Annotated in this window: 13 protein-coding genes; 7 read left to right on the plus strand and 6 right to left on the minus strand. The window is 42.0% G+C overall.

Annotated elements, in window-relative coordinates:
• Window positions 1-46 precede the first annotated feature (46 nt).
• On the plus strand, window positions 47-493 hold the full coding sequence (locus tag HM003_04910) for a DUF3795 domain-containing protein (GenBank protein MBX5328677.1): 447 nt from the start codon (window positions 47-49) through the stop codon (window positions 491-493).
• 13 nt (window positions 494-506) lie between these two features.
• Here the strand turns inward: HM003_04910 and HM003_04915 are convergent, their stop codons facing one another.
• Entirely contained in the window at window positions 507-1,112 is a 606-nt protein-coding gene (locus HM003_04915; GenBank protein MBX5328678.1) for an ATP-binding protein, read from the minus strand.
• Window positions 1,113-1,215: 103 nt separating this feature from the next.
• Between HM003_04915 and HM003_04920 the strand changes: the two genes are divergently transcribed.
• Entirely contained in the window at window positions 1,216-1,881 is a 666-nt protein-coding gene (locus HM003_04920; protein MBX5328679.1) for a hypothetical protein, read from the plus strand.
• A gap of 118 nt (window positions 1,882-1,999) precedes the next feature.
• Window positions 2,000-3,169 carry an MFS transporter gene (locus tag HM003_04925; GenBank protein MBX5328680.1) on the plus strand — a complete coding sequence of 390 codons (1,170 nt, stop codon included), beginning with the start codon at window positions 2,000-2,002 and terminating at the stop codon, window positions 3,167-3,169.
• Window positions 3,170-3,191: 22 nt separating this feature from the next.
• Here HM003_04925 and feoB read toward each other — a convergent pair whose 3' ends face one another.
• From feoB to HM003_04950, 5 genes are all read right to left on the minus strand, one after another.
• On the minus strand, window positions 3,192-5,135 hold the full coding sequence (feoB, locus tag HM003_04930) for a ferrous iron transport protein B (GenBank protein ID MBX5328681.1): 1,944 nt from the start codon (window positions 5,133-5,135) through the stop codon (window positions 3,192-3,194).
• Window positions 5,128-5,433, minus strand: coding sequence for a ferrous iron transport protein A (locus HM003_04935; protein MBX5328682.1), 306 nt, complete (start codon window positions 5,431-5,433; stop codon window positions 5,128-5,130). Before HM003_04935 ends, feoB begins: the two co-directional genes overlap by 8 nt.
• On the minus strand, window positions 5,423-6,100 hold the full coding sequence (locus HM003_04940) for a metal-dependent transcriptional regulator (protein ID MBX5328683.1): 678 nt from the start codon (window positions 6,098-6,100) through the stop codon (window positions 5,423-5,425). The genes HM003_04935 and HM003_04940 overlap by 11 nt, the downstream gene beginning before the upstream one ends.
• 497 nt (window positions 6,101-6,597) lie before the next feature.
• Window positions 6,598-7,014, minus strand: coding sequence for a YjbQ family protein (locus HM003_04945; GenBank protein MBX5328684.1), 417 nt, complete (start codon window positions 7,012-7,014; stop codon window positions 6,598-6,600).
• Window positions 7,015-7,023: 9 nt separating this feature from the next.
• Window positions 7,024-7,572, minus strand: a complete 549-nt coding sequence (locus HM003_04950; GenBank protein ID MBX5328685.1) for a GNAT family N-acetyltransferase — start codon at window positions 7,570-7,572, stop codon at window positions 7,024-7,026.
• 1,069 nt (window positions 7,573-8,641) lie between these two features.
• Between HM003_04950 and HM003_04955 the strand changes: the two genes are divergently transcribed.
• The 4 genes from HM003_04955 to HM003_04970 all read left to right on the plus strand — a co-directional run bounded on the left by HM003_04955 (window position 8,642) and on the right by HM003_04970 (window position 14,136).
• Entirely contained in the window at window positions 8,642-10,885 is a 2,244-nt protein-coding gene (locus HM003_04955; GenBank protein ID MBX5328686.1) for an AAA family ATPase, read from the plus strand.
• Between the two features lie 268 nt (window positions 10,886-11,153).
• Window positions 11,154-11,588, plus strand: coding sequence for a hypothetical protein (locus HM003_04960; protein MBX5328687.1), 435 nt, complete (start codon window positions 11,154-11,156; stop codon window positions 11,586-11,588).
• Window positions 11,589-11,591: 3 nt separating this feature from the next.
• Window positions 11,592-12,272: an ABC transporter ATP-binding protein gene (locus tag HM003_04965; GenBank protein MBX5328688.1), complete on the plus strand. Its 681-nt coding sequence runs from the start codon at window positions 11,592-11,594 to the stop codon at window positions 12,270-12,272.
• Window position 12,273: 1 nt separating this feature from the next.
• Window positions 12,274-14,136 (plus strand): FtsX-like permease family protein, encoded by a 1,863-nt coding sequence (locus HM003_04970; GenBank protein MBX5328689.1) that lies wholly within the window; start codon window positions 12,274-12,276, stop codon window positions 14,134-14,136.

A 14,136-nucleotide genomic window follows, 5' to 3' on the forward strand; every position in this document is an offset into this window, starting at 1 on the left:
AGTCTTAATCATTTACAATCGCTTATACAATATGGGTGATTGTGAAATGGAAAGTGCAAAAGTAAAAGAAGCAAGACGAAATGAAATTGGATATTGTGGAAATTACTGTCGAACGTGCTATTGGTATACTGACGTTTTAAGAACGCCTGCTAAACAGCTATTAAATCTTGTTAAAGCGCATTTTGAAGTTGAAGGATGGATTGACCATGAAGGTGGCAGTTCTAAAGAAACAATTAAAGGGCTTGAAATTCTCTCTAAATGTGCATGTGCATTCAACTGTAAAGGCGGTAGTGGCTGGAGTGGCTGCCCAATTCGCAAATGTTGCATTACAAAGGGGATTGAATTTTGTTTTGAATGCTCTGATTTTCCATGCGATGCAAATTGGGGCGAAAAAAGTGCGCACTCAAACGTTTTCAATAAGGCGAAGATAGAAAGACTTCTGGAAATGAAAGCGATTGGAGTGGAAGAATGGATTAAGAAGCAATGGATATAAAAACTGCACACGCCTATTTCTGTTTTTTTCTTAAGAAAATTTTGAAAGTTTCCTGTAATTTCTTAAATGGTAAGGCTGGGCGTAGAAATTCTGGTTTGAAAGGATGAATTTCGCTCTCTAATAACTCCTTAAGCCGTGCATAATAAGCCTCAAACTCCTCTGCGTTGTTGCTTTTAAATTTGAATATGGGAATGCCGCCTTTTGGCGTCTCCCAACGTTCATCCCAAGCAAAAACCGAGCTTGCATCGCCGAATAAAGCAATGTTTCTTTCAATTATGATTTCTCTTTCGACATTAAACAAAACAACTAATCGATTGACATTCTTAACTTGTGTTGCGAGCAGAAAAGCGCGTGTAACATTATCTGGTGCTGTGGAGTCAATGATGACACTGTATCCTTTTTCAAGAAGCGTGTCTCGTGTTTCAGCAATCAGGGAATACACTAGAAATTCATCGCGGCACGGTGGAACTTCGTTAAAAAGCATTTGTCTCAGTTCGTCAACACCGATTCTCGCGAAATTTTTATGCTCAGCAACCAAGCGTCTTGCAAGCAAAGTCTTTCCAGTTTTCGGATAGCCGCTTAAAACGACATTCCACAGTCCTTTAACCGCGACATTCATTCATGAACCCCTGAATAGAAGTTATCATTTTAGTTATAACTAATCCAGTAAATTATAAATATGTTGTTTACTTAAAACTCTTGACACTTTTAAAGGTGATTAAATGAAAAAGTTAAAGGCGTTAATGCTGGCGCTTGTGGCTTTGCTCCCAATTTTTGCAGCTGCCGCTGCAGCCTACACTTTTGAAAGCTCAATCTACGGCAGAGTTATCGTGACCTACGCGATTCCGCCTACAGATGACTCCATGACCAATCCAGATTACAAGTTGCTAAGTTACCATTGGTACACAACCATTAACTATTACATAAACCCCAGCAACAAGTACGGCTTTTCCACAACAGCCGTAGTTAACACTATAACCGCTTCAGCCTACACGTGGGACAAAGAAACAGCCTTCCAAGTTTTCAGCTATAAAGGCACAACAACCCGAACTGCTGGAAGACGAGACGGCTACAACGTTGTCGCATGGGGCGCGTATCAAGCAGGTGTGATAGCCGTCACGTACATTTGGGCTAGTGGTTCCAGAATAGTTGAAACTGACTGCAGAATGAACACGTATTACCAATGGAGCCTCTCTGGACAGTCTGGCAAATTTGACGTGCAAAACATTATGACGCACGAGTTTGGACACTGGTGCGGTTTAGCCGACCTATACAATGATGTTGACTATTGGCTGACAATGTACGGCTATGCAAACTATGGAGAAACATACAAGCGGACGCTGGGATTAGGTGACATTCTCGGGTTAGAAGCAGTTTACGGAGCATAAAAGGCTTCTATCTCCCGTCACTCTTCCTTTTTTCTTGTATTTCAAACAACGCTTATGCATGATTAAGCCTTTATAAGAAGACTGCAGTTTTTAGCTACTAACAAAAGGGTAAGAGACGTTGCAGCAAAAACTGCCTGAAAAGCGTCATATCTTACTGTTAGGCGTGGCACATTCACTAAATCATTCGTTGTTTGTGATTGCACCGCCTTTGTTGGCTTTGATAATGGCTGACTTGGGCGTGACAAAATCTGTTATAGGCGCGGTTTCGACAGTTGCGTCTTTTCTATATGGCGTTGGCGCTTTGGTTGGTGGACCATTAGGCGACAAAATTGGAGAGACCAAAACGATTACCGTATGCCTTGCTTTCTCTGGATTATCCACCGTCATTATGCTCGCTGCAAACGCATTTGGAAACATTTACCTTTATGGATTAGCGCTGATTTTGATGGCTTCTTGGGCTAGCCTTTACCACCCCACTGCAAACTCGCTCATCTCAAAGGTTTTCAAGGGCAAGGTCGCCGAATCTATGGGACTGCATGGGGTGGGTGGAACGTTAGGCGTCGTATTAACTCCCACAGTAGCATGGATTATCGGCTCAACTTTTGGTTGGTCATGGGCTTTCGTCACTTTCGGCATGTTATGCATTCTACTTGCTTTTCTTTTCTCGAAAAAATTCAAGAAAACTAATAATGGAAACAATTATGGTGGAACAATAATTGATGCATTGAAAATTCGCGAGCTTTGGATATTGCTGATTTTCAACGTGGCAATTGGGCTTTTCATGAAAGGAGTTGAGCTATACTTTCCAACATACATTAATGAGAATCGGCAAGTTGACCAAGCATGGGCGTCGGTGGCGCTCACATTGGTTTTAGCTGCAGGGGTTCCAGGACAGTGGATTGGTGGTAAAGCCGCTGACGTGTTTGGTTCGAAGAAGGTTTTGATTGCTACATCGTTGGGTGTGTGTGCGGGCTTTTTGTGTCTTCTTTTTGTGCCAATTTATGTGGTGGGCGTGGCTGCCTTCATTCTGTTGTATGGCTTGTCATTTTATGCGCACCAACCCGCATTAAACTCGCTCGCTGGCTTTCTTTCTCCACAAAACCAGAGAGGGGCAGTTTACGGCGTATTCTTTTTCACTTCCTTTGGCATAGGTTCTATTTCGCAGTTGATTGCCGGATTCATCGCTGACTTGTATGGTTTGGATGTTGCATTTTTCCTCTTGACAATTTTTGCAGTGGCTGCGCTGTTGCTTTCGTTTAAGCTCCCAAAAAAGACAGAACGCACGTAAAAGGCGATATTTTTCCTTGCTCCTATAGTGATAGAATTCTGTAGGCTATTCCGCCCAGAAAAAGAGCAAGTCCAACGTCAATCAGCGTTATTATTAACGCTTTTTTCCACCCAAATTCGCGCTTTAAAGCGGCAATTGTTGCGAGACATGGAATGTAAATCATTGCAACCAAAGCGAAAACAATCATTTGAACAGCAGTTAAGGATTGCAGCGGAACAAGCTCGGCAAGCAATATAAGCGTTAACTCTTTGCGTAAAATGCCGAAAATTAACGGAATGCCTGCTAATACGGGAAGCCCAAGCCAACCACTTATAAGCGGACTTGCGCCGTTAACGATGTAAGTTGTAAATCCGGTTATGTCTAAAGCCACTATTGCTAGGCTTCCAGCTATTATTATTGGGAATGCTATGAAAACAAAGTCGCGTGTTCTGCTCCAAGTTTTTATTAAAATGTTCTTAATAGTCGGTCTTTTGTAAGGTGGCATCTCCATGATTAAGCCAACTGGTTCGCCTGGCAAAACTTTGAAGGCTATTCTTCCCAAAGCGAAAACGAGAATTAAGTCAAAGATGTATAAGGCTAAAGCTGCATGCAGCCCAACAAACCTTCCCACGAGCCCGAGAATTACGACGGTTCGTGCTGCACAGGGAATTAGAACCACCACAAATGCTGATAGGAGACGTTCGCGTTGTGTTTCCATGATTCTGCAACCTATGCATGCGGGAACGTTGCAGCCGTAGCCGAGCATTAAGGGTATGAAGGCTTTTCCGTGCAAGCCTATTTTGTGCATAAAATTGTCCATGAGAAAAGCTGCACGTGGCAAGTAGCCGCTGTCTTCTAAAAGTGCTAGGAGTATGTAGAAAGGCACAATGTAGGGCAAGGCTACGGAGATTCCAGCCAATACTCCAGACAAAACCCCCTTGTTGATTAGGTCAACAGCAATTTCGGGCAGAAACTGCGACAGTGCATTTGCAGTTTGGCTTGTTAAAATGCCAAAAGCGTAGTCGAAGCCTGCAGACACAAAGTTTCCGCCGACGAAAATTAACGTGAACATAACCGCCAAAATACCAACCAAAATGGGATATCCTAAAATCTTGTGTGTAGTTAACGCGTCGATTTTTTGCTCTAAACTTATTTTTGGAGGGGCTTCAACGGTTGTTACTGCTTTTGCTATTTTTGTTGCCAGACTGTATCTTTCGGATGCTATGATGACTGGAGAGGGTTCACCGTGAATTTTTTCCAGTTCACCCGCTAATTTTTCTGCGTATACGAGAACTTCTTTTCCATCTTCATAGTTTCTTATTTTTCCAGTAACATCTTCGTCTCTCTCTAGAAGCTTAATTGCAATCCACCTTGCCGGGTAAACTGCACAGATTTGCGGAAGCTTTACGCTGACAAGTTTTTCGATGGTTTCTGCGCGTTTCTCGATTTCTTTTCCGTAAGTGACCCTTAATGGTTTGAGCTGTTTTTCTCCGTTTGCAACAGCTATTACTGTCGAAAGAAGCTCGTTTATGCCCATGCCGGTTATTGCGACTGTTTGGATGACAGGCACGCCTAGGGCTGATGAGAGTTTTTCAGCGTCAATTCTTATGCCTTTTTTTGCTGCAAAATCAACCTGATTCAAATCCAATATAGTAGGCGGGTCAAGCTCTAAAAGTTGAAGCGTAAAATACAAATTACGCTCAAGCATCGAAGCATCGACAACATTCACTATACCATCTGGTTTTTCAGTGGCTATGTAATCTCTCGAGACAATTTCTTCCATAGAAAAAGTCGAGAGCGAATAAATGCCTGGCAAATCAATAATACGTATTGTGTAACCTTCAAAATGTAGCGTTCCCTCTGCCCTTTCAACCGTTTTTCCAGGCCAATTTCCAACTATCTGGTTTAAACCCGTGAGCTGGTTGAAGATTACGCTTTTTCCAACGTTCGCGTTTCCAGCCAACGCTATGCGAAGTTGTTTACCCATTAGCTTCAGTCCTTGAGGGTTTGACGAAAACTTTTGAGGCGACGCCATAGCCAAGCGCAAGCGCAGTGCCTCTGACTTCAATTTCCAATGGTCCGCGGAAAGGACATTTTCTGATAAGTTTGACTTCGACTCCAGGCGTCAAACCCATTTCTGCGAGTCTTCTGACGAGTCCGTAGCCTCCATGAGCGTAAACTATTACTCCGCTTTTTCCTTCTTCAAGGCATGTTAGAGAAAATGCTTCTTTATGGGCTGTCACAGCCTGCGGCTCAGTGATTGCCCTTCTATGTCTAAAGCGCATTATTTTTTGCCTCCGCAAGTTTGACCCAAACGCTAGAAGCATCACCGCAGCTTAGGCTGCATTCTTTTCCATCCACGCATAATACGAGTCGGGCGCCTTGTCGCTTGACAATGTGGATTGTTGCGTTGGGTTTTATTCCTTTGCTCGCTAAGAGTTGTAATCTTTCGCGGTTCTCATCGGAGATTTTTACAACTTTGCAGATTTCATTTAACCGTACTTCTGTTAGTGGATAACATTCTTGTTCTTCTATTTCGCCATGTTCGCTGGGAATAGGGTTTCCATGGGGGCAAACCTTTGGGTATTCAAGCTTCTTTTCTAGAAGTGCGATTACTTCTTCTGTTAAGGCATGTTCAAGTTTGCAAGCGTTTTCGTGGACGTCGCTCCAGTCAGCATTTAATATGTCGGTGAGTAGCCTTTCTGCAAGTCTGTGTCTTCTTATAATGTATAGGGCTAATGCTTCGCCTTTTGCTGTTAGTTTGACGCCTTTGTATGGTTCATGTTCCACTAAGTCGTGTCTCTCTAAATGTTCAATCGTGTTTGTTATTGAGCCGGGCACAACGTCCAGTTCTGCAGCTAACTCTTTTGTTTTGGCAACTCCGCTCCGTTTTTGGAGTCTATAGATTGCTTCTACATACTCTTCTGCGTCATAGGAAAGTTCCGTCGTCATTGATTATCACTTGAATTTACGAGCTCTCGTAACTTTTAACGTGGACGCACGGATAAACCTTTCGTTGCAAACGAATATGAACGAAGCTTATAAATACATAGAAAAGCAAAGCAGAACGCTCAATTGCTATTATCACAAACGCATGGAAAAACTTTCAAGCAAACAAGGTCGAAAGGAAACAATACCGCTTCTCCCGTGCTTTCTAGGGTAGATGCGCTTGAGTGATTAGAAATTCTGCAAAGTGTTACGCTGCGAAATATTGACGAATGTATGCAAATTAGCGCATAGATTTAAAAAAATAGTGGACTGTTAACTTAGGAATGTTGAGAATTTAAACAAAAACCTAAATCTAATATACTCCCAAACAAGTGAGAATTCGAAGCATGCTTCTCTGCGATCTGGCAACGGTCCAGCCCAAATAATTAGTTTCTACAAAATATTGTCAAACGGTGTGTAGAAATTGTAGAATAAGCGAATGTTTTCCGTTAGTGGCGTGCCTATTGTTCTCCGATAACTTGAATTATAACCGTCCTTCTTCTTGAATGCACGTCTGTTTCTACGAATAGTAATGATTGCCATGTTCCAAACTCTACTCTGCCGTCAACTACTGGCAAAGTCTTGTCAGGCGGCAAAAGCAGAGATCTTAAGTGCGAATGAGCGTTTGACGGATGATTATATGCGCCATGTTTTGGAACTAATTTCTCAAGTAACGCTTTGATGTCATTTAGTAAGCTGTAATCGTTTTCTGTTAAAACTAATACGCCCGTAGCGTGTGGTGCAAAAACGTGGACTACACCATTTTTTACGCCCGATTTGGCAACAGTTTCCTGCACTTTATCTGTCAAGTCTACAAATTCTATTTCGCCTTTCGTTTGGAAACTAATGCTTGTGTTAAACACTTTGAAGCCAGACATTGCGTTAGTTCACTCCAACAATCTAGTCATTATTATTTCATCTACGTACTTGCCATCTTTAAAACGCTTTTTAGGAATAACCCCAGTCTTGGCAAATCCAACTTTCTCGTAAACATGGATTGCGCGTTTATTGATTGCAAAAGCTGAAAGCGTCAAAACTTTCAACTCCATTTTCTCAGCCTGTTCTATCAGAGTCTTCATCATTTCAGTTCCGATGCCAACATCTCTGAAACATTTCTTGATGGCTATGCCTATCACACCCACATGCTTTTCGTAGCCGTCTCTCTTGTTTGTCTCCGAAACCGCAACAACTTTCCCATCTATCTCGGCAACCAAGTAAAACAACTTGGCTTTTTCTAAGTTGCTGAGCACCCTTGCCAAGAAATCAATTTCCTCTTCTCTCGAAACCTTTTCACTTCTAAGAATGTCTGTGCCTTCTTCTACCAGCGAGTTTATTAGCTCCAAAAAATCTTCCAAATCTTCCCACTTCGGCGTCCTCAAAACCACTTCGCGGCCGTCCTTGGCTTTGAAGCGCCTAATCTCTTCGCCAGATCGCATAGCCTAAACCTAATGGTTTGGACGCTTTAATACTTTTCAGAACATGCAGAAAAGAGTGAGTTTTGTTGATGCTTCTGTATACCGTCGCGTAGGGGAGTTGTTTTCTGGAGGGTGTTAGTGATATGGAAAACAGCAAGGTAATACATGACTCACTAAATTAACCATAAAAGAAAGATTCAACATCAAAAAATCAAAGACATTAACGATTTAGCCTACAGTAACCAAAACACTTTTACACATTCATGGAAGATAACCGCGGAAAAAGCTCCTTTTCCGAATACAAAAACTCAAGCTAATCACTTGGTGAAGACCTCTTCTGCGGTATACAAAAGCATAAACCAAAGCCGCGAGAAAAAGCAATTCTCACACAGAGCAGTTTATTGTCGAATCTCTTGTAAAGCAAAAAACGGAAAGAGCAGACCAATCAATTGTGAAATGCATGAACAGCTCATATGCTCAACCTCAGAGTGAAAAAAAGAGACCACTACAACTTGCAAATTTAATAAGAATACTCTTCAGCCTGGCATACAAGCAGTTTCCTATAGAAAAACTTCCAGCAAAAACTCAACTTAGCACAGTCACAAAGAGCGCAATGAAATAGCTTAAAAAGCCAAACCGCATTCAAAAAAATTCGAAGCAACCGCGAACTAGTTGCTGTTAAACTTCACTTGGAGATTTTCGACAGTTTTTATATGAGGCTTTGGTTAAGTCCATGCTTAGGGTTTGTTGGCAAAATAGAAAACGCTAGAAAAGGCTTAGAATTGCGAAAAAGGCTCAATTTGAGCTTAATCATTTTCGGCTTCCACCGGCGCTTTGTTTGAATTTTTCGAGGTCGCTGTCTTCGAACTGAAACAAGCTTAAAAACTCCAGTTAATCGGCAATGCATGTTTGAAATTGGCGCTAATTTTGAAAATAAGTCCTTCGGATATTTTTCATTTTTAGGCGAGAAAAAACGGTATGTTGTGAGTTTCTTAATATTGCCGATTTAGAAATAACCGCTATAATAATTCGTTGCCATGGTTTGTTGTAGAGAGGAAACAAGTAGAAGGCAGTGTAAAGGTGTTAAAACTTGCCAGCTAGCACTTTTGGAAACGACATGGAAATAATCGAAAAAAACGTCAACGGTAGAACAATGACTGTAAAATGGGACTGGGGCAAATTCAAAAACACAGAAGGCTTCCCAGTTGACGACAACCTCATAAACTGGGTAATCGGACAAGAACAAGCCCTAAAAGAATGCTTCCTATGCCTCGACGAATGGGTACACAAACTCAAATGGTTAGAAAAAACAAAATGGTACGAAAGCTGGAGCGACCCAAATAAGCCTAAACCGTCAGCAAAAGCAAGCATAAGCCCAGGACCATACCTTCTGCTATTAGGCGACCCTGGAACTGGCAAATCATTAATTGGCAGAGCCTTAACAGAAAAACTAACACAGATTTACAAGGAAAACGGCATAAAACTTTTCGATGTCTTATGCTGGAGAAACACTGCTTTACCAAGCCAGCCCAAAGTTTCAATTCACGAAGCTGGCGAGGCAAAAAAAGTACTACAAAAGGAACAACTTAAAGAGCTGAAAAGAAAATTCCTTACAAAAGTGGGATTCAAATCTCTACAAGTTTTCCTAATCGCCATGGGCTTATTTCTCATATTCTTAGGCTTCTATTTTATGCTTCAAGCTTGGATGACTTGGAATGCAAACCCAATGTACCTTGGAGAAACACTTCAACAATATTATAACTACAACTTCATGGATTACCTAGCCAGTAAGTTTGTTGGACTTGTACCTTTAACATTCATTCCAGGCGGCAGCCTAATCTTCTTCGGCGTTTTCATGTGGTGGTTCTCTAAACTGGGCGGATTAGGCAATATGAAAGGCATTGCAGGGGCTCAGCAAACGGAGGTGCCAAAGCTGATAGTTGACAACAGCTCTGGACACGCGCCATTCGTAGACGCAACAGGGCACAGAAGCGCCCAGCTTTTCGGTTCAATAGCTTGGGATCCGTATCAAACTGGCGGCTTAGGCACTCCGGAGCATCAGAGGGTCACTGCTGGCGATGTTCACAGAGCTTCATTAGGCATATTATATATTGATGAGATAAAGAATCTCGACCCAGAAGAAGCCATAACACTGTTAACGGTTCTTGAAGACGGACAGTTACCCATAACTCTGAGAGGCAAATGGCACGGAGGCGACACCGCAGCAATGGCGGTCTCAACTGAACCCGTGCCCGCAATAACCTTTCTCGTCGGCGCTGGAAACTTCGACAGTATAGGTCAAATTCATCCCGCTCTTATGGACCGTATTTACGGTTACGGCAAAGTCGTGAGAATGAACAATGACATGCCGAATACTTTGGAAAATAGACGCAGGTATGTGCAGTTCATAGCTCAAGAAGTTAAACGCTTCAATCTCATACCCTTCAGCAGAGAGGCATGCGAAGAAATCGTGGAGGAAGGCAGGCGCCGAAGCAACAAAAGAGACGCTTTGACAACGAGGTTTAGACCGTTAATTTCCATCATTAAGACTGCTGCTACGCTTGCAATGAACGAAGATTGTAAGATTGTTGAAAAACGTCATGTTAGAGAAGCCATAGAACGCCACTGCAAAACGATTCAGAGGCAAATATTGGAGCATGAAATGAACGAAAGAGGCAAACTGTTGGAAATAAAGCCTAAAGGTGTCAAGCTTGGACAAATCTACGGTTTGGCAGTTGTCAGAGACCCATACAGTGGCGAAATGACAGGAAGCGTCTTGTCAGTAAAAGCCCACATGTCTAAAAAGAGTGAGCTTCCAAGAACTTATCCAATTAAAGGCTATTACAAGGTTACAGGAGTGGCTAAGGGACAAAGCTTCATTTCAGACAGCATAGCAAAAGTCAGAAGCGTCATACTGCAAAAATACGGTATTGACATAGCACAAGACTACTTAACACACATAGATTTCGCTCAATCCTACGGCGTAGACGGCCCATCAGCAGGTGTAACAATGGCTATCCTTTTGTGTTCACTTATTGAAGGAAAACCAATCAGGCAGGATGTGGCGGTTACTGGCGAAATCAACTTAGGCGTTGGAGACACAATTCAGATAACCGCTGTGGGCGGCGTTTACGAGAAGATTAAGGCTGCTGAAGCGTGGGGTTTCAGAAAGGTTGTCATTCCACAGAAAAACTACGAGCATTCCATCGACCCCAGAGACTACAAGATAGAGGTTGTTCCAGCATCCACCTTAGACGACTACTTAAAAGAGTGCCTAATTGAAAAACCCGCGCTCACCGTGTGGGCTCAAACCTACAAACGCAGAAAATCATAGCCGTCCAAACACCTCATTTTTGGCTTATTTTCTTTGAAAAGCCTAAATGTTCCAGTCAACTCTAGGCTAAATAGCAAACATTTTTTGTTCTTTGAACACGGATTTTTACGGTCTTGTAATCTTCGTGAGTTAGGTATTACTTGCGTTTTCTATGTTTCACTATGGCTCACTGGTATACAAAAGCATCAACAAAAAACACTGTTCTAACGCTGAACGTTATTTTTAAGAAGCCACAATAAGCATAATGGATGTGTGGAGAGAACGCTCAGTGGTCAGAGAAATTGACAAGGATGAACTTCGCCGATGGCGCAAGAGGGGCTTCTACAGCGAAAACGTTCTTGTAAAACTCTTACTAAAAAATGGATACCACGCGGCACGTGTTCCCGTGAGCAATCCAAGCCTTAACCCATTGCCCGACATAATCGCAAGAAAAGCCGCGCATATTTACGCTTTTGAAGTAAAAAATGCTGGGTACTACGCTTATTTTCCGAAGCAGCAAATTGAGAAACTCTTCAGATTCCTTGATGAGCTTATCCCGATGGAAAAGGAGTTTAAGCATGCAATTCTCGCTGCGCATCTTGGCAAACGATGGGTCTTCAAGGAGGTTCCATGGAAAGACTGGGAGAAAAACAAACTTCCAGAAAAAGCGCGAATTTTGCGAAGGGACAGAGGAAACTTTGACTTAGTAAAGGGGAGCTCATAATTAATGCTGACTGAAAAGAGAGTGGTTCAAGCATCTAACCTGTGCAAAATTTATGAAATAGGCGATGCGAAGATTGAAGCTTTCAAGGATGTAAGTTTCTCTGTTGAAAAAGGCGAATTCACAGTCATAGGCGGACCTTCAGGCTGTGGGAAAACGACACTTCTAAACATTATCGGCGGCATCGATAAATCCACAAGCGGAAAAATAATTGTTTTTGGAGAAGATTTAAGCGTCAAGGATGAGGATTTTCTTGCGAACTTCCGATGCCACAAGATAGGCTTCGTTTTTCAATCTTACAATTTAGTGTCTACGTTGACTGTGGCAGAAAATGTTGCCTTTCCAATGGAGTGGGCTCGAAAACCAGAAGACCATATTGAGAAGCGAGTAAGCGAATTATTAGCGATGGTTGGATTACAACACAGAGCAGCGCACTTTCCATCCCAACTCAGCGGTGGCGAACAACAACGCGTGGCTTTCGCGCGGGCATTAGCAAATGACCCGCCATTACTTCTCGTTGACGAACCGACAGGAAATCTTGACACAAAAACTAGTCGAAAGATTGTTCAAATACTTGAGAAGTTGAAGAGCGACGGGAAAACCATTATTGTTGCGACGCATGACGAGCATATACTTAGGTTGGCAGATCAGAAACTGCGCTTTGAAAATGGGAAGCTGGTAAGCTGAATTGAGTCAAACCTCTTTTCCAGTTAATGATTTAATTCGCAGAAAACTCCAAACAAGCTTGGTTATTGTCAGCTTAACCTTATGTGTGACGTCAACACTTTTTCTTTTGCTTTTCTGCCAAAAAATAGGCATAGGCATCACGGCTACTGTTGAGAATAAGCTGACCGCGGGGTTTTCAACAATTTTTACGCCATTCTTAATATTTGTTGGCGTGTTGGTTTTTGTTGTTGGCGCGGTTATTGCGTCGTTTATGGTTTTTGTTATGATGTCTCAACGCGTAAGAGACATTGGATTGATGAAGGCAACTGGATGCCCTAACGAGTTGATTTTTGGTTACTTTATGACTGAGATTCTTATAGTCACGGTTGCAAGTTGCGTGTTAGGTATAGCGTTGGGAGTAGTGGCTGATTTGGTTTCAACAAGTCTTCTCGGCACTTTTGGGCTTCATGTGCCGCAAGCACCAATCACTTTCTGGCTTATCTTGCTGGTTTTTGCTATATTCCTCTTTTTTGGTTTAATTTTTGGCGCGAAACCTGTTCTTGACACGACAAAAATTGAATCTGCTAAGGCGATTTCGCCAGCTTACTATTTTGGATTAGGTAAGGAGTCTAGTTTTAAAGCAGTTTCAAAGTCGAATTTAACGTTTAAAATAGCAATGAGAAGCTTGTTTAGACGTAAATCTGCAACAATTCGCATTATTCTGTGCTTATCCACGGTTTTCATATTAGTAACTGTTGCTGTTGCGGGCGGAATTATTGCCAATCAAACCACGAGGAACTGGGTTGAAAAAGCCATAGGCAGAGACGTGATTTTAATAGCTCATCAAGACATGTGCAGCCAATATGCATTGTTATTGTCAAAATTTTATGAAGCTAAAGAAGAACCATCACTCAATTATACGGATGAAAAATATCTAATACCCAAAGAAATCCTCAATAATTTGAATTCAATGCCTGAAATTTCCATTATTGACACCCGTTTAATCCTTAAAGCACACATTCTGGAAATACAAAATTACACATTCAACCCATCCACGGGAGAAACTATACCCGTAGGCGATGACCGCGAAGGAGACGCCATTGTTGTTGGCATCGAACCTGAAAAAACATTAAGCGCGTGGTTTTTGGATGGACGTTTTCTAGGTAATAAGCAAGCGCAAGAAGCAATAGTTGGAGATTCCTTAGCTCAGAAACTGTTCTCTTCTCCTTTAGATCAAGGATTAAAAATGTTTAACGAGACTTCTGCGGTTTTTGATGTTGTAGGTGTTTGTTTAGACCCGATTAACAATGGAAATGTTACTTATGTTCCCCTCGAAACCTTACAAAATATTATGGGCGTTTCTAAGCCTAACCTTGTCATGGTTAAAATTAACCATTCAATTAATTACGCTGACGTTTTGAATCAGATAAGGGCAAATGTTAGCTCTGTGAATGCCGGCTTTGTGGTGTTCGAGCTTAATGGGGTGTTAGATAAAAATCTGGGTTTTCTCGAGTTCATTTGGTCTGTAATAATGTTTTTGCCGTTGTTTTCTTTAGCTTCAGCATCCCTCTGCCTAATAGGCTATGTCATGCTCTCGATTGCTGAGCAACGTCAAGAGTTTGGTGTTTTGAGAGCTTTAGGCGCTAAACCGAGAACAGTTGTAGAGATTGTTGCGGGACAAAGTCTCATTGTGTTACTTGCAAGTTACGCTGTTGGTATCGCGTTGGGCGTCATAATCACGTTGATGATTTTGATGCCAGAACCATTAGTTACTAACTACACTATTATGGAAATTGCAGGGTGGTTGCTGACGGCTTTTTGGCAACTTTTGTTTTCAGCTTGTATCCCACCGTTAAATTTGCAAGGAAATCAATCAGAGAAATAA

The organism is Candidatus Bathyarchaeota archaeon A05DMB-5 (genome assembly GCA_019685655.1).
GTDB lineage: Archaea > Thermoproteota > Bathyarchaeia > Bathyarchaeales > Bathycorpusculaceae > DSLH01.